This is a genomic window from Alcanivorax sp. IL3, from assembly GCF_047495465.1.
Lineage (GTDB): Bacteria > Pseudomonadota > Gammaproteobacteria > Pseudomonadales > Alcanivoracaceae > Alcanivorax > Alcanivorax jadensis.
Genome location: NZ_CP179931.1, coordinates 3,567,441 through 3,586,191, shown reverse-complemented (window position 1 = coordinate 3,586,191; position 18,751 = coordinate 3,567,441). Strand labels below are relative to the sequence as shown.

Sequence of the window (18,751 nt, the reverse complement as noted above, 5' to 3'; positions counted from 1 at the left end):
AATCTGGCACCCCTCCGCGCTTCATGCTTTCATGATCAATACCGAATCAGCCATTAGCGCAGCTAATTAGTCATGAAAGAGAACCTGAACGATCTGATCGCCTTTATGGCCGTGGCTCGGGAACAGAGCTTTACCCGCGCCGCCGCCGGGCTGGGTGTGTCCCAGTCCCCTCAGTCAGACCCTGCGTAACCTGGAGGAGCGGCTGGACCTGAAGCTGCTCAACCGCACCACCCGCAGCGTCACCACCACGGAAGCCGGCGACCGGCTGCTGGAACTGGTAGGGCCGGCGCTGGACGATATCGACGCCGGGCTGGCGGAGCTGCACTCGCTCAAGGGCAAACCCGCCGGCACCGTACGCATCACCGCCGATGAATTTGCCGTCTCCACCGTGCTGTGGCCAGCCCTGCAGCCCCTGCTGCGTGACCACCCGGATATCAAGGTGGAACTAAGCGTGGACTATGGACTGGTGGATATTGCCAAGGAACGATTCGATGCCGGGGTACGCCGCGCCGGACTGATTGCCAAGGACATGATTGCAGTACCGATCTGCCCGCCGATCCGCATGGTCGTGGTGGGCTCACCGGACTACTTCAACCGACACACGCCACCGCAAAAACCCCAGGACCTGGTGGCACACAACGCCATCAACCTGCGCCTGCCCACCCAGGGCGGCGTCTTCCCCTGGCTGTTTCAGGTACGCAAGAAAGAAGTGAAAACCCACACGGAAGGACAACTGGTATTCAACAGCATCCTGCAAGTGCTGCAAGCGGCCAAAGACGGCATGGGCCTGGCCTACCTTCCAGAAGCCCTGGCCCAGCCGGGACTGGACGACGGCAGCCTGATCTCCGTGCTGGATCGCTATAGCCACACCTTTCCCGGCTATCACCTCTATTACACCAGCCGCCGCAAGGCCTCCACTGCCTTTGCCATGGTGGTTGATGCCTTGCGCCTTACCTGAGAGCTCTCGAAACCAATCGACCGAATATAAAAAAGGGCGACCAACCTGGCCGCCCTTGATGCTGTCGCGATGTGTTACAAGTGATCCTGATAAAACTGCTGCAGTTTTGCCAACGCCTGATCCACCGCTTGCGGCTGATCGTACAGGTCATAATGGCTGGCACCATCGACCACCAGCAGATCCTTGTTTTTCGACGCCGCACGGCCATACAGCTCGTAGCCATCCCGGTGAGAACCGAAGGCCCCGGTCTTGCTGCCGATGATGACTTGCAGCGGCTGGGTCAGCAGATGCTCAGCCAGATGGAACGCATCGAAGGCCACTGCCGGTGCCAGCCCTGAGAAACGCAGCTTGTTGGGGGAACCCGGCTGCTGCCCGCGCGGCGTGGTGTAGTAATCCACCGCTTCCACCACATCAATATCGGTAATGCCTGCCTGCTCACACTCGTCTTTCGAGTTGGGAATATAGCCGGTGATCAGCGGCTCCGCCCCACGGGCCTCGGCGGTACGCTGCTGGCCAATGGCCTCCAGGGTCTGGATCGCTGCATTCGGGGACATATCCCCCTCGCGCATCAGCCGCCCATAGTTGGCCGCCACCACGGTGCCCACCGCCTTGATACGACGCTCCGTCATGGCCGCATGCACGGCATAACCGCCACCGCCACAAATACCCAGCACCCCGATGCGGCTCTCATCCACAAAATCCTGGGTCACCAGATAGTCCACCGCACAGCGGAAGTCCTCCACCCGGGTCGCCGGGTCTTCCAGAAAACGTGGCTCGCCACCACTTTCCCCCTGGAAGGACGCATCAAACGCCAGCGTCACATACCCCATTTTCGCCAGCCGGGCGGCATAGATCGCACCGGAGGTCTGCTCCTTGCAGCTACTGATCGGGTGCGCACAGATAATCGTGGGGTACTGCCGGGACGCATCAAAGCCTTCCGGGAAGTACAGATTGGCGGCCACATCGACATTACGGTTCTTGAAGCTCACAGCTTTCATGGTCTTACCCTCTTGTGAATCCATTAGGTTGGTCAGTGACTATGGGATTCACGGTAGCAAGCGGGGATTGTTCTGATTAGATGGCAATTTAAGGAAGGGGTTATTAGCTTAGCCAATGAATTAAGGCAGTACTACATTTTCGACACTGCGCTTTACTGCATGATGCAATATCTTCCCAGATCTCTTATTTCGTACCCCAAAGGGGGGTAGGCCAGCTCCATGTCTACGAGCACCTAAACCCCACTCTCAATCGCCAAACTAGACCGCATCATCGCCTTGTCTCGATCTGACGGAGCACCAAAAAGCTTGTGGTAGTCGCGGCTGAACTGGGACGGGCTTTCATAACCGACCAGGTAATCAACGCTGGCCACGTCCTGCTCGCTGAATAGCAGCCGCCAGGCTTCCTGCAAACGCACCCGCTCCTGGAACTGCACCTGGGTTAGCTGGCTGATGGTCTTGAAATGCCGATGAAAAACGCGGGGCTTATATTCGGCATAGCGGTCAGCTCCCCGACTTTGAAAGACTTTTGATAATTCGCATGCATCCAAGTCGTGACCCGACCGATGCGAGTGATGTCGCTGTCTTTCTGCCGATTTGGTGTAACGCCGCCGCCCCCCCCCAGCGGCGAGCACAACAGGCTCCAACAAATTTCCCTGCGTATAAGCGGCGCCATCTTTTCGCAAGCGGCCAGTATCTTGAGCGGTTATAGATTGACTAAACAACCTGGCTGGCAAAAATGAATCCGAGGCAGAAGCGACAACCTGTGGCGCTAGGGAGCTGGATCAGGTTAAAAGATTATGCATAAGCCATTGGGCGGCGCAGGGTAGCAGGACAGCGATTCGTGGCCACATTTGCTGTTGTGTGATGCAGGCTGCTGATTGTCCAGAGGTGTCCAAGCGAGTCCATCAAAATCCCGATTCTTTGTATAGGTTGTAGTTCAGGGTCTTGGCTTATGGTTGTCGATAGTCAATAAATACAGCCTAAACACACCTGTACATCATAGGTGTATTAAGGCTTCTATGGCGTTGGCTACTCGCTGGTGAGCTATTTTCCGCTCCTCGAAATAATCATACCGATCATAAATCCCCTCAACTCCCTTCAACTTGTGATTCAAACACCGTTCCGCCACATGACTCGGCACGCCTTCCGCAGCCGCGAGGCTGCGGAAGGTGCGTCGGAGGTCGTGGATGGTGAAGTGCTCCAGGTCGCCCATTTTGTTGGGTGGCTGCATCTTCCGGCCAGCCTCTCGGCCAAATAGCTTGGAAATGGCGCGGTTCAGGGTGTCAGGGCCCATGTGGGGGCGTTTGCTGGCGCGCCTGGCAGGGAACACATAGGGGGAGCCGCAGGCATGGCCTTGCTGTACTTTTAGCCACTCAATGGCTTGGGTTGGCAGAGGGATGGTGATCGCTGCGCCAGTCTTGCTGCGCTCTTTGGAGAGATCCCAGATTCCGGCCTCGAGGTCGAATTCTTCCCAGCGGGCTTCGCATAGCTCGCTTTTTCTAACGCCTAGCACCAGGAACAAGCAGCAGGCCCGATAGTTGTCTCGACCAAAGCTGCTGATGTGTTCACGGAAGACCCCAAAGACATGTTCGATTTCTTCCAGCGTCAGGGTGCGCTCCCGGCTGGCTTCGACGCCGCCGGCGTCGCTGACTGTGAATGGGCTGGCCGGGTTGTTCTGGCACAGGTCCAGTTTGATGCCATGACGAAACAGCTGCTTCATGTACATCAGGGTGTCATTGGCGATGGTGGGGCGGTTGCTGCGCTGGACGCGCTGCAGGACGGCCCGGATATCCCTTGGGGTGACGTCGGCAATTGGGTAGAGGCCGATCACAGGGTGAATTTCTTTCTGATAGATGCGCTTGGGGATGTTGGGGTGTTTCAGGCGCCGGGACAGATCGGTTTCATGCCAGTCCTGGAAGAGGTCTTTGACGGTGCGGATGTTGGGCTGGACAACTTTGGCCCTTTCCTGGAGTGGGTCGGTGCCCGTTCGGATGCCTTGCTTGGTTAGCACAGCGGCTTCCCGGGCGTCACCCAGGGACATCTGTGGGTATTGACCCAAGGTGATTTCGTGGCGCTTGCCCTGGGCGCTGTAGCGTAGCATCCAGTAGGGCATGCCGGACTTGCGTACACAGAAATAGAGGCCGCCGCCATCGGTGTGTTTCTTGGGGGCCTGCTTTGCCAAAGACTTGATCTGAGTGGCGGTGAGTTTGCTCATTTTGACCTTGTGGCGTTTGAGCCTATAAAAACAGGCTGCCCACCACTTTTTGTTTGTTGATTAAAGAGAAAATTTCTCTGTCATCAATGGTTTGCAGGCAGCCCCTTGAGAGCTGCCCACCATTTCAGGTCAATATAGGTGTCAGGGAGGAAAAAGTCACGTTTTTGCCCACCATTTTGCCCACCACTTTTGTCTGGATAGGGGTGGATGACAGTGGATTTCCATGGACTGGAGGTCGGATTTAATCCTTTAAAAACAATATATTAAATGCAATTATGGACTTCCCTGGATTTTACTCGATATTCTGGATCTGTTCCCGCATCTGCTCGATCAGCACTTTCAGTTCCACCGCTGCCGCGGTGGTCTCGCTGTCCACGGATTTACTTGCCAGGGTGTTGGCTTCGCGGTTGAGTTCCTGCATCAGGAAATCCAGGCGGCGGCCGATGTGGCCGCCTTTCTTGAGAATGCGGCGCACTTCGCTGACGTGGGTAACCAGGCGATCCAGCTCTTCGTCCACGTCCATTTTCTGGGCCAGCATTACCAGCTCCTGCTCCAGCCGGTCCGGGTCCGGGGACTCGATCACATCCTGAATGCGGGTACGCAGGCGTTCGCGCTGGGCTTCCTTGATGCGGGGGATGGCGGCTTTGACGATATCGATCTGGGTGCCGATGCCATCCAGCCGGTCGACGATCAGCTGGCCCAGTTGCTCGCCTTCCCGGCGGCGAGTGTCGATAAGGGCGTCGAGGGCTTCATCCAGCAGGGACTGGGATTCGTTCTGCAGCAGTTCCACATCCAGCTTGCGGGTGCTGAGCACGCCAGGATGGCGCAGGATTTCCATGGGGTTGACTTGGCCCGGATGCTGGACGATATCACCGACCCGGCGGGACACGTCGGAAAGCTGCTTTACCAACTCCTCGTTGAGCTCCAGGGAGACCTCGCTATCGTCCTGCTGGTAGCGCAGGGTCACTTCCACCTTGCCCCGGGCCAGCGCCTTGCGGCATTTCTCACGCACGCCGTTTTCCAGGGCGCGCAAGGCATCGGGCAGACGCGGGCTCACCTCCAGGTAGCGATGATTCACGGCTTTGATCTCCCAGACCAGGCTGTAGCCTTCCAGATGACGGTCGGCGCGGGCGAAAGCGGTCATACTGCAGATCATGTGAACCTCGAAACAGCTGTTGGAAAGGCCCCTTAGTCTAGACCACGAGGGCCCATCGGGCCTAATGACCCACCAGGCAGGCATAACCGCCCCTGCCTTTGCTACAATGGCGGCCCTTTTGCATTCAAGACACTTCAGGAGTTTCCATGCGTCCTTCCGGCCGAGCCCACGATCAGCTGCGTGAACTGAGCTTCACCCGCAACTACACCGTTCACGCCGAGGGCAGTGTGCTGGTCGCTTTCGGGGATACCAAGGTGCTGTGTACCGCGTCCGTAGAGGAAGGTGTGCCGCGCTTTCTGAAGGGCAAGGGCCAGGGCTGGATCACTGCCGAGTACGGCATGCTGCCCCGTTCCACCCACACCCGCTCCGGTCGCGAGGCTTCCCGGGGCAAGCAGGGTGGCCGTACCCTTGAAATCCAGCGTCTGATCGGTCGTTCCCTGCGTGCTGCCGTAGATATGAAAAAGCTGGGTGAGCGCACCATCTTCCTGGATTGTGATGTACTGCAGGCTGATGGCGGCACCCGCACCGCATCCATTTCCGGTGCCTGCGTGGCCCTGGTGGATGCCTTTTCCCATTTGCTGGAAACCAAGAAGATCAAGGATGACCCGCTCACCGGTCTGGTCGGCGCAGTATCCGTGGGGGTCTACAAGGACGAGCCGGTGCTGGATCTGGACTATGCCGAAGATTCCAATGCCGGTACCGACATGAACGTGGTCATGACTCAGCAGGGCGGCTTTATCGAAATCCAGGGCTCTGCCGAAGGGGCTCCCTTTACCCGCGAACAGTCCGACACTCTGCTGGGGCTGGCGGAAAAGGGCATTGGTGAAATCATTCAGGCCCAACAGCAGGTGCTGGGCTGGTAAGGACAGACAATGAAGAACTACAAGAAGCATTTTCTGCGTTTTGCCCAGGAGCGTGAAGCGCTGAAATTCGGCGAATTCACACTCAAGTCCGGTCGCAAGAGCCCGTACTTCTTCAACGCGGGCACCTTCAATACCGGTGAGGCCCTGGCGCGGCTGGGTCGCTATTATGCGGACGCCATCGTCGCCTCCGGGCAGGAATTCGATATGCTATTCGGGCCGGCCTATAAAGGCATTCCACTGGTGGCAGCGGTGGCGGTGGCGCTGGCCGAACACCATGGTCGCGATTTGCCCTGGGCCTTCAACCGCAAGGAAGCCAAGGATCATGGCGAAGGCGGCTGGCTGGTAGGGGCGCCCTTACAGGGCCGGGTGCTGGTAATTGATGATGTGATCACTGCGGGTACTGCGATCCGTGAAGTGGCGGCGCTGTTCGAGAAGACCGATGCCACCATGGCGGGGGTCATGGTGGCACTGGATCGTCAGGAATGCGGCAAGGAGCCTTCCGAAGCAGGGAGGGGGCTGTCGGCGATTCAGGAAGTGGAGCAATCGTTGGGGGTGCCGGTGGGCAGTATCGTGGCGATGAACGATATTATCCACTGGCTGGAACAGCAACCGGATAGCGAGCCCATGGTGTACCGTATGCGGCAGTACCGGGAGCGTTATGGAGTGGAATAATAATGAGATCTATTGCTCTGATTCTGGTGTTGATTCTGTCGGCGCCAACACTGGCTGCGCGATTTGGACAACGCGCCAGTGAGCGCATGCCGGACGGGGCCTATTTTCGGCATGTGACTGCCGATGGAGTGGTTCACCTGAACCGTACTCTGACCACTGACGCCATGCGTAGCGGTTATCAGCTGCTGGATCAGCACGGGCGGGTCCTGGAAGATGTGGACGGCGTTAATCTGAATGACGAAGAGGCCCGGGAGGTTCGTCTGCAGCGGGCTCGTCAGGCCCGTGAAGACAAGGAGCTCGTGCGCCTGTATGCGGGGCCGGAAGATGCGGTACGTGCCATGGATCGCAAGATCGATGCCCTGGAGCTTAGCATCAGCTATGAAGAAAACAGCCTGGCCCAGCTACAGATGAAGCTTGATGACGAGATTGCAGTAGCGGCCCGGAATGAGCGAGCCGGTCGCGATGTGCCGGATGGCGTTCAGGAGGCCATTGAGCGCCTGAAGCGCCAGATTGAGCTGACAGAAGAAAAGCTGGTGGAGTTCGAAACCGATATCGACGCGGCGAAAAAGGAATATGCGCCTATTATCCAGCGACTGAAGGAAATCGAGAAGACAGAACGTTAACCTTGCCCCTTTGCTGTAGCCGCCTGCCTGCAGGCTGGCGGCTACAGGGCTATTCCCGGAACAGGGTTGGGATCAGCAATTCCCACTGCGTCTGCCAGTCCTGGCTGGGACGGGCTTTGAAGCCTGAGCGAACGAATTGGGCAATACGGCCCTCAACCACTGCCAGCAACAGGTTGGCAGTAATGGTGGGGGTGGTCCGGGTGCGCAGCTCTTCCTTCAGCTCTGCGTCGCGCAGTACCTGCTTGAGCTGGCTTTCCACCCGATCATAGAACTGCTGGATGCGCTGGTGCAGTCGTTCATTCTCGCCGGTCAGGGCATCACCGGTGAGCAGCCTGGTAATCCCCGGGTTGCGCTCGGTAAAAGCCAGCATCAGGGTCAGGATCTGTTCCACCTGGCCAGTGGCATTTCCTTCTTCGGTAATGCGATTAATGCGGGAGAAGATCGCCTCTTCAATAAACTCGATCAGCCCCTCGAACATCTTCGCCTTGCTGGGAAAATGCCGGTACAGCGCCGCCTCTGAAACTCCCACTTCCCGAGCCAGGCCGGCGGTGGTGATACGTCCCCCGGGGCCGGCTTCCAGCATATGGGCGAGCGACTGCAGAATCTGCTCTTTGCGCGACGGTTTTTTTTCGGTCATGTAGCGTCGTTCCCGTTGTTATATTGTCAGCCTTCGTAGGAGCTATGCTTGCATGGCGAAGTCCTGAAGGGCATTGCCATGTTCGCCATGCGAGCATGGTTCCTACAGTCTCAGTCCTTGCTGATCAGGGTCCCGATCCCCTGATCGGTAAGGATTTCCAGCAGCACCGCGTGGGATACCCGCCCATCGATGATGTGAGCGGTGTGTACGCCGTTTTTTACCGCTTCCAGGGCGCAGCCGATCTTGGGCAGCATGCCGCCGTGGATGGTGCCGTCCTTGATTAGTTCATCGACCCGTTCGGCGCTAAGGCCGGTGAGTACTTTACCCTGTTTATCTTTCAGGCCCGCCACATTGGTGAGCAGGATCAATTTTTCGGCGCGCAACACCTCGGCCATTTTGCCGGCCACCAGATCCGCATTGATATTGTAGCTAACGCCATCTTTATCCACGCCGATGGGGGCGATTACCGGAATAAAGTCACTGCCGGCAATCAGGTCGATGATGGTGGTATCAATACCCTGCACTTCGCCCACATGGCCGATGTCGATAATTTCCGACGTCTGCAGGGCCGGGTCGTTTTTGTCCTGTGCCTTGAGCAGCATCTTGCGGGCCTTGATCAGGCGTCCGTCCTTGCCGGTGAGACCGATGGCCTGGCCGCCGTTGTGCTGGATCAGGTTGACGATGTCCTTGTTGACCAGGCCGCCGAGCACCATCTGCACCACGTCCATGGTTTCCTGATCAGTGACGCGCATGCCCTGAACAAACTTGGATTCCTTGCCCAGGCGTTCCAGCAGGCTGCCGATCTGTGGGCCGCCGCCGTGAACGATCACCGGGTTGAGGCCAACCTGTTTCAGCATCACCACGTCGCGAGCGAAGCTGTTTTTCAGCTCGTCGTTTTCCATGGCGTTGCCGCCGTACTTGATCACCACGGTGGCACCGGAAAAGCGCTGAATGTAGGGCAGCGCCTCGATCAGAATCCGGGCAGTGTCGTGGGCACTGTTGGTGTCCATTGGATCTCCTAGGGTATTAGCGTTAGCCGGGGAGTTGAAAATTTAAAGTTCAAAGTTGAAACGTGAAGATGGCACCACGCTAACCGAAAATATTTTGCTCCGCGCTTCATCCTTGGCGCGAACGCGGGTGCGACCTTGCCGAATACAAAATGCCTTGCCCACGCTTTTCAACTTTGCACTTTGAACTTTCAACTCCTCGACTGCTTGATTCTAACTCAAAATGGCAATTCCAGGCTGTCGTCCACGGCCTGAAGGTGCTTGCGGAACTGTTCCTTGACCCTTTCCAGGGCTTCCTCGTCGCGGCCTTCGAAGCGGGCCACCAACGACGGCGTGGTGTTTGAGGCGCGCACCAGGCCCCAGCCGTCCGGGAAGTCCACCCGCAAACCATCGATGGTAGTGGGCCGGCCGCCAGCGAATTGTTCGGCGCGAGCGGCAAGGGCGTCCACAAGGGCAAACTTGTTTTCTTCGCTCACATCGATGTAGAGGGCCGGGGTGGTGAGACCGGTTTTCAGGCCGTCGAACACCTGCCCGGCGCTGTCATCCTGCAGTGAGAGGATTTCCAGCAGACGAGCGCCGGCGTACAGGCCGTCATCGCAGCCGAACCAGCGGTCGGCGAAGAAGATGTGGCCACTGATCTCGCCGGCCAGTGGCGCACCGCACTCTTTCATTTTGGCCTTGATTAGTGAATGCCCGGTCTTGTACATCATCGGGCGGCCACCGTTCTTGCGGATAATGGCCGGCAGAGCCCGGCTGCATTTTACGTCAAAGAGAATGTCTGCGCCCGGGCTGCGCCCCAGCAGATCCTTGGCGAACAGCATCAACAGGCGGTCGGGCCAGATGATTTCGCCGCTGTTGGTGACCACTGCAACCCGGTCAGCGTCGCCATCAAAGGCCAGGCCAAGATCCAGATTTTCCTCTTGCACGATGCGGATCAGGTCGGCCAGGTTGTCCGGATTGCCCGGGTCGGGGGCGTGATTGGGGAAGTTGCCGTCGATATCGGTGTATAAAGAGGTTACTTCACAGCCAAGTTGCTGGAAAAGGCGTGGCGCCAGTTCGCCGCCAGCGCCGTTACCGCAGTCTATGGCGACTCTGAGGGATCGTGCCAGCACGATATCGCTGAGAATATCGTCCAGATAACGATCGGCGATATCGCGTTCCTCCTCGCGGCCCTTGCCTTCACTGAAGGCCTTGTTGCGGATGCGTTCCTGCAAGGCAGTGATGCGTTCGCCGTAGAGAGTGTCGCCATTGATAACGATCTTCAGGCCGTTGTGGCTGGTCGGATTGTGGCTGCCGGTGAGCATGACGCCGCTACGGGTTTCCAGCACTTCGGTGGCGTAGTAGAGCACCGGGGTGGGCACCAGCCCCAGATTGATGACATCACGACCGGATTCCAGCAGGCCCTTGATCAGAGAGCGACTCAGCTCCGGGCTGGACAGGCGCCCGTCCCGGGCCACCAGTACGCTTTGCTGGCCGGCGTCGCCAGCTTCGGTGCCGATGGCGCGGCCGAGCAGATACACACCCTGGGCGGTGAGTGTGTCGCCGGCCACGCCACGGATGTCGTAGGCACGAAAGATGCTGTCCGGGAGGGTCTCGCCTTGTTTCTCGTCCATCAGCAGAATGCTGTCGTCATTTTCTTCCACCACGACCAGGTCTTCCGACTGTTTTTTGACAGCAGAGCGGTGTGGGCCGCCCCGCTCACGAAGCTTGGTTGCCATGCGTGCCTGGGCGTCGTTGACGGTGCTGAAAAGCGGAAAATGGAAGTGATTGCGGGCGCTGACGCCGGGCTGGCGCGCCAGTTCATCGCAGTAACGAATCAGTTCGGCGCAGTCTTGCTTGAGAAACCGGGCCAGCAAGCGGTTGACCAACAAGGTGCCGAGTAATAACAACACGATGCCCAGGGCTACAACGATGGTGCTGATCATCAGCAGATTGCTGTCGGTGGGGGGCAGCGTCAGTTGGACAAGCACCTGGCCAGAAGTGGCGTCGACACGGGTGCCATTATTGTTGTCGGGCTGGCTGAAGAGGTTGCTGCCAGCGAATGTTACCTGCAGTTGGCTACCGGCGGGCGCCAGGTCTTGCAGGCTTTTTGCCAATACGCTCAGAGGCACTTGTAGTAGCAGGGCGCCACTTTGGGTGCGGGTGGCTTTCACCAGAATCAGGGTGGGGGGCTGGCCGGCGATGATGGCCGGGCCCGGTGACTGGCCCAGACGCACTTCCTTGAGCAGTTGCTGTGCGGTATAGCTGAAATCGTCGGTGTTCGCGCCACGGCGTGGCACCAGGCGCAGGCTGGCATCCGGCAGCCATTGGTGATGATGGGCGTTGAAGTTGGCGACGGTGTCAGTGGATAGTGCCTGGTCGATATCGTTACGGGTGGCCAGCAATGCCAGCTGCTGCTGGTGTGCCTTGATATGGCTCTGGGCCAGGTTGGCGATGGACTGAGCAAGCTGCGTGGCGGCTTGCTGTTGTTGTGCCGCGTCTGCCACCCTCGTCTGGTAAAACCAGGTTGCACTGCCGGCCACCAGGATGGCCGCCAGGGCGGCAATCAGCAGGGGCGCCAGTGGCTTGAATACGCTGACGTCGGCGCCTTTATTGTTCTTCTTGTTGTTCCCCATATCCCCTCCGGATTAGACCTGAATCCGTGATGGCGGCGCGGCGTCTGACACAAGCCTTTGCCGCCACAGACCCGTTTTTTCTGAAGAAAAGTCTTCAGTCAATCGTACTCTCTGATACGAGACTTCTTCAGAAAGCTCGCTGTGACAACAAATTTTTATGCCATCCATCCGCGCTGAAGTCATGGCTTCAGGTTAGGCTCAGTGACGGCCGCTGTGGCCGAAACCGCCGCTGCCCCGCTCAGTGTTGGTGAAAGTCTCCACCTGTTCCAGTTGCACCTGCATCACCGGCACGATCACCAGCTGGGCGATTCGCTCGCCGGGTTCCACGGTGAATGGCTGGTTGCCCCGGTTCCAGCAGGACACCATCAGCTCCCCCTGGTAGTCAGAGTCAATCAGCCCCACCAGATTGCCCAGCACTATGCCGTGTTTGTGGCCCAGTCCGGAGCGCGGCAGGATCATGCCCGCATAGCCGGGATCGCTGATGTGGATGGCCATGCCGGTGGGCAGTAATTCGGTCTGCCCCGGTGCCAGTGTCAGTGGTTCTTTGACCATGGCACGCAGGTCCAGGCCGGCGGAGCCGTCGGTGGCGTAATGGGGCAGTGGAATTGCGTCGCCCAGTCGGGTGTCGAGAACGCGGTATTGCAGTTTCATGGAATCAGTTCCTGATTGGCCGGACACCTGACGCTGAACGCCGGACGCGCTGAGCGTCTGGCATCTGGCGTCAGGCGTCAGGCGTTATTAATCTTTATACCGTATCGCAATCAGTTCGATCAGTTGTTTGGCAATCTGGGCCTTGGAGGCCAGCGGCAACACCTTGTGGCCACCGGGCCAGATGACGGTGAGGGCGTTGTTGTCGCTGTTGAAGCCCACGTTGCTGCCGGACACATCATTGGTGGCGATCATATCCAGTTTCTTGTTCACCAGTTTGGCCTGGGCGTAGGCCACCACATCCCGGGTTTCAGCGGCGAAGCCCACAGTGAAGGGGCGTTTGTCGTGTTCTGCCACCGACGCCACGATGTCCGGGTTTTTCACCAGGGTGAGGTGAATTTCCTCGGTGGATTTTTTGATCTTGTGGTCGGCGGTGACGGTGGGGCGGTAGTCGGCCACGGCGGCAGTGGCAATGAACACATCACAGCCCTCGTCCACGGTTTTCATGCAGGCATCGAACATGTCCACCGCCCGGCTCACGTCCACCCGGTCTACCCGCGACGGGGTCGGCAGATTGACCGGCCCGGCGATCAGGGTGACCCGCGCACCGGCTTCGGCGGCGGCCTCGGCCAGGGCGAAGCCCATTTTCCCGGAACTCTTGTTGGTGATATAGCGCACCGGGTCGATGGCCTCGCGGGTAGGGCCGGCGGTAATCACCACATGTTTGCCGGTGAGTAGCTGGTAATCGAATACCTCGGCGGCATGCTGGAGGATCTCCAGCGGCTCAAGCATCCGCCCTGCGCCGATTTCGCCGCAGGCCTGGCTGCCGCTGCCGGGGCCGAATACCTTGATGCCCTTTTCCTGCAGGATCAGCAGGTTTTTCTGGGTGCTGGTGTCCGCCCACATCTGCTGATTCATGGCCGGAGCGATGGCGATGGGGGCGCCGGTGGCCAGGCAGAGGGTGGCGAGCAGATCGTTGCCATGGCCATGAGCGAGACGCGCCATGAAGTTGGCTGAGGCCGGGGCAATCAGTACCAGATCCGCCCATCGGGCCAGCTCGATATGGCCCATGGCGGCTTCCGCGTTGGGGTCCAGCAAGGTGGTATGGACCGGATGCCCGGACAGGGCCTGCATGGTCAATGGGGTAATGAATTCGCAGGCTCCCTGGGTCATCACCACCCGCACCTGGGCACCCACATCCTGCAGGCGACGAACCAGATCGGCGGCTTTATAAGCGGCAATCCCGCCCGTGACTCCCAGAAGGATGCGTTTGTTCACCAGACGATGCATGCGAGAACCCTTATTGGCTGACGGCAATCATGGCAAATCTCGTCTGCCGATGCTGCCCCCGGAATGCTATTAATCGAGGCGCATAGGGTAGCACAAGGCGCGCCAGACGCGGGATGCCTGACGCAGGACGCGAAAGCAGGGAGGGAAAAATGACAAGGAAGCATGAAAATATGAGGGTGTGGCAGTCGGCGATGGCATTGGTGGAGGCGACATATCGGGTAACGCAACAATTCCCCCGGCAGGAACAGTTTGGCCTGATACGGCAAATGCGACGTGCTGCGGTCAGTATTCCTTCCAATATTGCCGAGGGGTATGGCAGGGGAACGGAAAAAGAGCGAATGCGTTTCCTGTATATCGCCAGAGGATCCTTGCTGGAATTGGAAACCCAGGCGCTGATAGCGCAAAGGCTCTCTTATCCAGGCGTTGAGACTATCTCTCCCCATAGTGAGCGGGTGTTTGCCCAGCTTGCCGCTCTGCTCAAGCGATTTTCGGTTGGCGATGAGCGAGCGTCCGGCGTTCCGCGTCCGCCTTCGGGCGTTTAACCATGGCCATAACTGACTGGCCGACGGATGAGCGGCCCAGGGAAAAGTTGCTGGCAAGAGGGGCGGAATCACTGAGTGATGCGGAGCTGCTGGCGATTTTCTTGCGCACCGGGCAGCAGGGTATGACAGCGGTGGATCTGGCCAGAACACAGTTGTTGGCAGGGGGCGGGCTGCGCGCCTTGCTGGATGCCGGGCCGGAGCGTATGGCCCGTCTGCCGGGCATGGGCACTGCCCGGCGGGCTTTGTTGCTGGCGGCCCTGGAGCTGGGGCGGCGTTATCTGGCTGAACCTCTGGAGCGGGGCTTGCCGCTGGATAATCCGGACAAGGCCGGGCAGTTACTCACTGCTCGCCTGCGCGGGTTGCCTTACGAGGTGTTTGCCTGCCTGTTTCTGGACAACAAGCATCGGCTGATTGCCTTTGAGCAGTTGTTTCAGGGCACTATCGATGCGGCAGCGGTGTATCCGCGGGAGGTGGTGCGCCGGGCCATGGAGCACAATGCGGCGGCAGTGATTCTGGCTCACAATCACCCCTCCGGTGTGGCGGAACCCAGCCAGTCCGACCATGCCATCACCCGGCGGCTGGTGGAGGCGCTGGGGCTGATGGAGATTCGGGTGCTGGATCATCTGGTGATCGGTGATGGTGGCTGGGTGTCGCTGGCCTCGAGAGGGGCCTTATAGTGGCGTTGCGAAGATTCTCTGCGGGGTATTTTCGCCCTGCCAGGTCTTGGCAAGGCGGAGGTAAGTCCCTGAATCCTGGCCCTTCCGGTCGAATATCCAAGATTTAGCTTGAAACTTGACCGGCGGATTGGTATAAAACGCGCCTTTTCCGGGGCTCTACCGTCCCCCCGCAAGAAGATTTACGGAGCAAGACAATGTCCAAGGTTTGCCAGGTGACCGGTAAGCGCCCTGTAACGGGCAACAGAGTTTCTCACTCGAACATCAAGACCAAGCGTCGTTTCGAGCCGAATCTGCACCACCATCGTTTCTGGGTTGAGTCCGAGAAGCGCTTTGTGCGCCTGCGTGTGACCTCCAAGGGCATGCGTATTATCGACAAGAAAGGGATTGATGCCGTGCTGGCTGATATCCGTTCTCGCGGCGAGCGTGTTTAAGGCTAATTAAGGAGCTAACCCATGGCCGGTCCTATTCGTGAAAAAATCCGCCTGGTGTCCTCTGCTGGCACGGGGCACTTCTACACTACCACCAAGAACAAGCGTCTCCATCCTGAAAAGATGGAAACCAAGAAGTATGATCCGGTCGTGCGCAAGCACGTGGCCTACAAGGAAGCGAAGATCAAGTAACGATTTTCTTCCTGCCTGCCTGGCAACGGACATAAAAAAACCCGGGATTCTGTTCCGGGTTTTTTTATGTCCGAAATCTTGCCGGGAAGGTCAAAAAAGTTGGTTAAGGTGCCTTTTGCCGGATGGTTGCGGCAAATTTCCTTCTGCGGGGAGGCAATAGTTTGCCGATATTCAAATCGATATCACAAAGTCACAACCTTTGTCTGTCGCATACGTGCAATTCTGTGCTTTTGAAACACCGTTCGTCACCTTTCAGGCCCGAATGGGGCTTTTGCCATGCTGCTGCCGGTACTCTGGTGCTACGTTTACAGAAAGCGGTACATCGCAACAAAACACTACGCAGTGAAAGTTGTGATGCACTTCACGGATGCATAGCATTAAATGAGTAATTCACTTTTTCGCATATGAATTTACGCAATGTTCACATCAAGGAACGTGCAACGGAGAGCACTATGAGTACCTTTAAAAATATGTTTCGTTTGTTGATGATCCGCCTGTACACCCAATTGCCGGGGCGAGCACGTAACCAGCGTGGCGCTAGTGCGCTTGAATATATTGTGCTGGCTGCGGCACTGATTATCATTATTGGTGTTTTGGCAACGAATGAGACTGTCCAGACCACCATTAATACGGCATTTACAGATCTGTTTACCGACGCTTCCAACGCTGGTGGCTCGTAGAGTTTAATCGCCATTCGGATGCAAAGTATGCTGACTCGCCGGAGATGGACTGGGGCGGTAGCATTGGAGTTTCTGATGCTGTTCCCTTTTGTGATTGCCATGCTCTATGGCGCGGCGGTCTACGGCCTGACTTTCTTTGCCCAGTATCGGATGCAGGCCGCCGTGGATACCGCAGTATCAACGGCGCTGTATGTGGACCGGTCCGAAAACCAGGCCAGTAACATCGGCACAGCGGTATCACAGAGGGCCAACACGGCTCTGGCTGGCCTGGTGGCGCAGTTACCGGAAAGTCTGAGAGATAATCTGAATACGGCTTCGGCCTGTGGGCTGGAAACCATTGCGGGGGGGGTGGAAGTGCTTCGCTGCAGTCTGGTATACCCCAACTATCAAACCAACCCGATTGTGCCGGTGTTGAGTTTTGGCATGCTGGGGGATTTCCCCCCACTGCCGGCACAACTGGATGTGGATGCCCGGGCCGCGTTTTGATTTAGGATGCGGATCGGCAAAAGAATCAATATTTGACAGGGATGTTCCGGAGAGAACATGGGATCAAGACTGCTCTACATGCTGCCGGCGTTGGCGGTGGCATTGGTTGCGCTGATACTGGCGCTGGTGGGATTAAGTCGCGACCCGGCACCGTCGCTGGTAGTCCGCGATAACGCCTCCGGCGAGGAAGTGCGCGATCAGGAAACGCCCAGTTACCGCTATTGGGTCGTTACTGAAAGTCTCAATATCGGTGACTCCCTGGATGAAGAGGCTCTGGCGGTAGTATCTTCGCCGGCGCCCATCCCCAATGTGCTGACTGCTGATGAAAAGGTGGTCGGCAAGGAATTACGTCAATACGCCCGCCCGGGCGAGCTACTTTCCCGAAACCATCTTGAGCCTGGTGGCACCCTGCCCAGCACTCTGCCCTCCGGCTTCCGCGCCGTGGCGGTAGGGGTGGATGATGTGGTCATGGCCGGAGGTTTGCTACAACCTGGCGATCTGGTGGATGTGGCGGTGTCTTTTCGCAAATCGGAACGGGACAACCCGGCTGCCATGGTGTTGTTGCGCAGCCTTCAGGTGCTTGCCGTGAAGGGTGCCATGGCTGCGGCTAGCAGTGACCAGGATCGCGAGGCCCAGCGCCGCAACAACACCGTGGTACTGGCGGTACCGAAAGAGAAGGTGCCGACACTGTTGCTTGCCTCGGAAGAGGGTACGTTGCGATTGGCGGTGGTGGCCAGCCAAGACAAGGCTGCTGACGACAGCGACGAAGAAAATAAAGCCAAACCGGTTTATTACAAGGATCTGTTCCCGGCGGCCCGCGCACCTGCACCACGGGCGACACCGGGCCAGAAAGTGGAAGTGTATGAGGGATCAGAGTCAAGGAGCACTTATGTGCGTTAAGTGGTTGTGGAAGGGGGCCGGGACCTGCCTGGCACTGTGGTTATCCCTGTCGCTTGCCATGGTGGCGCAGGCGGAAACCCTTCAAGGCACCATGCGAGTTGCGCCTGGAGATCAGAAAGTTCTGAACTTTCCGGCCGCTGTGGCCAAGGTAGCGACTTCCGACCCGAAGGTGGCAGCGCTAACCGTGACCGGCAGTGAAGAGCTGTTGCTGACGGCCAAGGCTGAGGGCTCGGCGGTGATATCGGTATGGTTGCGTGGCGAGTCAAAGCCACTTCGCAGCACCGTGGTAGTTGCAACAACGTTGGGATCCGCATTGCCATTTGGTACTCAGGTGCAAACGGATATCCGCGTGCTCGAGGTAAGCCGTTCCGAGCTCAATCAACTGGGTATGAGCTATAGCAATGTCTTTAATGATGGCCAGTCTGCCGTGGGGATTGCCCCTCCCGGGGCTGGCTTCCAGGTGCCGGGAGTGGTGCCGGCGCCGTTGAGTTCAGACGGCTTCAATCTGTTCGGCTTTGGCCCCAATTCAGTGTTGGCCATTAATGCCCTCGAGGCCGGCGGCTTTGCGTACACCCTGGCAGAGCCCTCTCTGACCAGCCTGTCCGGACAGAGCGCCAGTTTTCTGTCAGGCGGTGAGTTTCCCGTTCCGATTCGCAGTGATAACACCGGGATACAGATTGAGTTCAAGGAATTCGGTATTGGCCTGAGTCTGACCCCTACGGTGATTGATGCCGGACAGATTATTCTCAAGGTGGCGCCGGAAGTATCCGAACTGGATTTCTCTGCCGGTGTGGAAACCGGTGGCGTGGCGGTGCCGGGCCTGCGGGTGCGGCGTGCTGAGACCACCGTGTCTCTGGCGCCGGGAGAGACTTTTATCATTAGTGGTCTGGTCAGCCGCAACACTATCAATAACAGCAATCGACTGCCGGGTATCGGCAATATCCCGCTGCTGGGTGCCTTTTTCCGTTCTTCGCGTATCGAGAAAAGTGACAAGGAGCTGGTGATGGTGGTGACGCCTCATCTGGTGACGCCACAGCAAAGCACCGAACCTCCGGTGACCCTGCCTGGCGCGGGCTACCACAGCAGCAGTATGGGCTGGCTGGATATGGCCACGGAAAGCCGCCGTGGTTCTCAGCCCATTCGTCACGGCCTGAGCTGGTGATG

General features: G+C 58.2%; 21 protein-coding genes and 1 pseudogene. 13 read left to right on the top strand and 9 right to left on the bottom strand.

Going from position 1 to position 18,751, the window contains the following annotated elements; all coding sequences use genetic code 11:
- Nucleotides 1-72: 72 nt before the first annotated feature.
- Both ACMG4M_RS16770 and ACMG4M_RS16765 read left to right on the top strand, forming a co-directional pair.
- Nucleotides 73-199, top strand: a pseudogene (locus ACMG4M_RS16770) (LysR family transcriptional regulator); the annotation flags it as partial.
- 189 nt (nt 200-388) lie between these two features.
- Nucleotides 389-958 carry a LysR substrate-binding domain-containing protein gene (locus tag ACMG4M_RS16765; protein WP_231866110.1) on the top strand — a complete coding sequence of 190 codons (570 nt, stop codon included), beginning with the start codon at nt 389-391 and terminating at the stop codon, nt 956-958.
- Nucleotides 959-1,032: 74 nt separating this feature from the next.
- On the opposite strand, the gene ACMG4M_RS16760 is transcribed toward ACMG4M_RS16765, so the two are convergent.
- From ACMG4M_RS16760 to ACMG4M_RS16745, 4 genes are all read right to left on the bottom strand, one after another.
- On the bottom strand, nt 1,033-1,956 hold the full coding sequence (locus tag ACMG4M_RS16760) for an alpha/beta hydrolase (protein ID WP_035248713.1): 924 nt from the start codon (nt 1,954-1,956) through the stop codon (nt 1,033-1,035).
- A gap of 233 nt (nt 1,957-2,189) precedes the next feature.
- Nucleotides 2,190-2,504 (bottom strand): helix-turn-helix domain-containing protein, encoded by a 315-nt coding sequence (locus tag ACMG4M_RS16755; protein ID WP_052042919.1) that lies wholly within the window; start codon nt 2,502-2,504, stop codon nt 2,190-2,192.
- A gap of 449 nt (nt 2,505-2,953) precedes the next feature.
- Nucleotides 2,954-4,171 (bottom strand): tyrosine-type recombinase/integrase, encoded by a 1,218-nt coding sequence (locus ACMG4M_RS16750; RefSeq protein WP_414430460.1) that lies wholly within the window; start codon nt 4,169-4,171, stop codon nt 2,954-2,956.
- 292 nt (nt 4,172-4,463) lie between these two features.
- The gene (locus tag ACMG4M_RS16745) at nt 4,464-5,315 is read right to left on the bottom strand and encodes a YicC/YloC family endoribonuclease (RefSeq protein ID WP_414430459.1); all 852 of its coding nucleotides are present in this window, start codon (nt 5,313-5,315) and stop codon (nt 4,464-4,466) included.
- 158 nt (nt 5,316-5,473) lie between these two features.
- On the opposite strand from ACMG4M_RS16745, the gene rph reads away from it, so the two are divergent.
- The 3 genes from rph to ACMG4M_RS16730 are packed head-to-tail and all read left to right on the top strand — an operon-like array spanning nt 5,474 to nt 7,485.
- A complete protein-coding gene (rph, locus tag ACMG4M_RS16740; RefSeq protein WP_035248709.1) occupies nt 5,474-6,190 on the top strand; it encodes a ribonuclease PH in 717 nt (238 codons plus the stop codon).
- Nucleotides 6,191-6,199: 9 nt separating this feature from the next.
- On the top strand, nt 6,200-6,862 hold the full coding sequence (pyrE, locus tag ACMG4M_RS16735) for an orotate phosphoribosyltransferase (RefSeq protein WP_035248706.1): 663 nt from the start codon (nt 6,200-6,202) through the stop codon (nt 6,860-6,862).
- Between the two features lie 2 nt (nt 6,863-6,864).
- Complete coding sequence (locus ACMG4M_RS16730; protein WP_414430458.1) at nt 6,865-7,485, top strand: hypothetical protein; 621 nt, start codon at nt 6,865-6,867, stop codon at nt 7,483-7,485.
- 49 nt (nt 7,486-7,534) lie between these two features.
- Here ACMG4M_RS16730 and slmA read toward each other — a convergent pair whose 3' ends face one another.
- The 5 genes from slmA to coaBC form a co-directional block, all read right to left on the bottom strand.
- A complete protein-coding gene (slmA, locus tag ACMG4M_RS16725; RefSeq protein ID WP_414430457.1) occupies nt 7,535-8,122 on the bottom strand; it encodes a nucleoid occlusion factor SlmA in 588 nt (195 codons plus the stop codon).
- Nucleotides 8,123-8,232: 110 nt separating this feature from the next.
- A complete protein-coding gene (gene argB, locus ACMG4M_RS16720) occupies nt 8,233-9,132 on the bottom strand; it encodes an acetylglutamate kinase (protein ID WP_035248699.1) in 900 nt (299 codons plus the stop codon).
- Between the two features lie 215 nt (nt 9,133-9,347).
- Nucleotides 9,348-11,744 carry a phosphomannomutase/phosphoglucomutase gene (locus tag ACMG4M_RS16715; protein WP_035248698.1) on the bottom strand — a complete coding sequence of 799 codons (2,397 nt, stop codon included), beginning with the start codon at nt 11,742-11,744 and terminating at the stop codon, nt 9,348-9,350.
- A gap of 198 nt (nt 11,745-11,942) precedes the next feature.
- The gene (dut, locus tag ACMG4M_RS16710; RefSeq protein ID WP_035248696.1) at nt 11,943-12,395 is read right to left on the bottom strand and encodes a dUTP diphosphatase; all 453 of its coding nucleotides are present in this window, start codon (nt 12,393-12,395) and stop codon (nt 11,943-11,945) included.
- A gap of 87 nt (nt 12,396-12,482) precedes the next feature.
- A complete protein-coding gene (gene coaBC, locus ACMG4M_RS16705; protein ID WP_035248694.1) occupies nt 12,483-13,682 on the bottom strand; it encodes a bifunctional phosphopantothenoylcysteine decarboxylase/phosphopantothenate--cysteine ligase CoaBC in 1,200 nt (399 codons plus the stop codon).
- A gap of 149 nt (nt 13,683-13,831) precedes the next feature.
- On the opposite strand from coaBC, the gene ACMG4M_RS16700 reads away from it, so the two are divergent.
- The 8 genes from ACMG4M_RS16700 to ACMG4M_RS16665 all read left to right on the top strand — a co-directional run bounded on the left by ACMG4M_RS16700 (nt 13,832) and on the right by ACMG4M_RS16665 (nt 18,749).
- Nucleotides 13,832-14,224, top strand: a complete 393-nt coding sequence (locus tag ACMG4M_RS16700; protein WP_414430456.1) for a four helix bundle protein — start codon at nt 13,832-13,834, stop codon at nt 14,222-14,224.
- Nucleotides 14,225-14,226: 2 nt separating this feature from the next.
- Complete coding sequence (gene radC / locus ACMG4M_RS16695) at nt 14,227-14,901, top strand: RadC family protein (RefSeq protein ID WP_272975152.1); 675 nt, start codon at nt 14,227-14,229, stop codon at nt 14,899-14,901.
- Between the two features lie 194 nt (nt 14,902-15,095).
- The gene (gene rpmB / locus ACMG4M_RS16690) at nt 15,096-15,332 is read left to right on the top strand and encodes a 50S ribosomal protein L28 (RefSeq protein ID WP_035248690.1); all 237 of its coding nucleotides are present in this window, start codon (nt 15,096-15,098) and stop codon (nt 15,330-15,332) included.
- 21 nt (nt 15,333-15,353) lie between these two features.
- Nucleotides 15,354-15,521: a 50S ribosomal protein L33 gene (gene rpmG / locus ACMG4M_RS16685; RefSeq protein ID WP_007151127.1), complete on the top strand. Its 168-nt coding sequence runs from the start codon at nt 15,354-15,356 to the stop codon at nt 15,519-15,521.
- Between the two features lie 452 nt (nt 15,522-15,973).
- Nucleotides 15,974-16,201, top strand: coding sequence for a Flp family type IVb pilin (locus ACMG4M_RS16680; RefSeq protein WP_035248689.1), 228 nt, complete (start codon nt 15,974-15,976; stop codon nt 16,199-16,201).
- A 75-nt stretch (nt 16,202-16,276) separates the two neighbouring features.
- Nucleotides 16,277-16,687, top strand: a complete 411-nt coding sequence (locus ACMG4M_RS16675) for a hypothetical protein (protein ID WP_052042908.1) — start codon at nt 16,277-16,279, stop codon at nt 16,685-16,687.
- Nucleotides 16,688-16,744: 57 nt separating this feature from the next.
- Nucleotides 16,745-17,587 carry a Flp pilus assembly protein CpaB gene (cpaB, locus tag ACMG4M_RS16670; protein WP_035248685.1) on the top strand — a complete coding sequence of 281 codons (843 nt, stop codon included), beginning with the start codon at nt 16,745-16,747 and terminating at the stop codon, nt 17,585-17,587.
- Entirely contained in the window at nt 17,577-18,749 is a 1,173-nt protein-coding gene (locus ACMG4M_RS16665; protein WP_232222095.1) for a type II and III secretion system protein family protein, read from the top strand. The genes cpaB and ACMG4M_RS16665 overlap by 11 nt, the downstream gene beginning before the upstream one ends.
- Nucleotides 18,750-18,751 lie beyond the last annotated feature (2 nt).

Excerpts from the sequence above, each read along its gene's own strand:
- ACMG4M_RS16760 (WP_035248713.1), bottom strand. The coding sequence starts at position 1,956 with ATGAAAGCTGTGAGCTTCAAGAACCGTAATGTCGATGTGGCCGCCAAT.
- ACMG4M_RS16750 (WP_414430460.1), bottom strand. The coding sequence starts at position 4,171 with ATGAGCAAACTCACCGCCACTCAGATCAAGTCTTTGGCAAAGCAGGCC.
- ACMG4M_RS16745 (WP_414430459.1), bottom strand. The coding sequence starts at position 5,315 with ATGACCGCTTTCGCCCGCGCCGACCGTCATCTGGAAGGCTACAGCCTG.
- rph (WP_035248709.1), top strand. The coding sequence starts at position 5,474 with ATGCGTCCTTCCGGCCGAGCCCACGATCAGCTGCGTGAACTGAGCTTC.
- pyrE (WP_035248706.1), top strand. The coding sequence starts at position 6,200 with ATGAAGAACTACAAGAAGCATTTTCTGCGTTTTGCCCAGGAGCGTGAA.
- ACMG4M_RS16730 (WP_414430458.1), top strand. The coding sequence starts at position 6,865 with ATGAGATCTATTGCTCTGATTCTGGTGTTGATTCTGTCGGCGCCAACA.
- slmA (WP_414430457.1), bottom strand. The coding sequence starts at position 8,122 with ATGACCGAAAAAAAACCGTCGCGCAAAGAGCAGATTCTGCAGTCGCTC.
- argB (WP_035248699.1), bottom strand. The coding sequence starts at position 9,132 with ATGGACACCAACAGTGCCCACGACACTGCCCGGATTCTGATCGAGGCG.
- ACMG4M_RS16715 (WP_035248698.1), bottom strand. The coding sequence starts at position 11,744 with ATGGGGAACAACAAGAAGAACAATAAAGGCGCCGACGTCAGCGTATTC.
- dut (WP_035248696.1), bottom strand. The coding sequence starts at position 12,395 with ATGAAACTGCAATACCGCGTTCTCGACACCCGACTGGGCGACGCAATT.
- coaBC (WP_035248694.1), bottom strand. The coding sequence starts at position 13,682 with ATGCATCGTCTGGTGAACAAACGCATCCTTCTGGGAGTCACGGGCGGG.
- ACMG4M_RS16700 (WP_414430456.1), top strand. The coding sequence starts at position 13,832 with ATGACAAGGAAGCATGAAAATATGAGGGTGTGGCAGTCGGCGATGGCA.
- radC (WP_272975152.1), top strand. The coding sequence starts at position 14,227 with ATGGCCATAACTGACTGGCCGACGGATGAGCGGCCCAGGGAAAAGTTG.
- rpmB (WP_035248690.1), top strand. The coding sequence starts at position 15,096 with ATGTCCAAGGTTTGCCAGGTGACCGGTAAGCGCCCTGTAACGGGCAAC.
- rpmG (WP_007151127.1), top strand. The coding sequence starts at position 15,354 with ATGGCCGGTCCTATTCGTGAAAAAATCCGCCTGGTGTCCTCTGCTGGC.
- ACMG4M_RS16680 (WP_035248689.1), top strand. The coding sequence starts at position 15,974 with ATGAGTACCTTTAAAAATATGTTTCGTTTGTTGATGATCCGCCTGTAC.
- ACMG4M_RS16675 (WP_052042908.1), top strand. The coding sequence starts at position 16,277 with ATGCTGTTCCCTTTTGTGATTGCCATGCTCTATGGCGCGGCGGTCTAC.
- cpaB (WP_035248685.1), top strand. The coding sequence starts at position 16,745 with ATGGGATCAAGACTGCTCTACATGCTGCCGGCGTTGGCGGTGGCATTG.
- ACMG4M_RS16665 (WP_232222095.1), top strand. The coding sequence starts at position 17,577 with ATGTGCGTTAAGTGGTTGTGGAAGGGGGCCGGGACCTGCCTGGCACTG.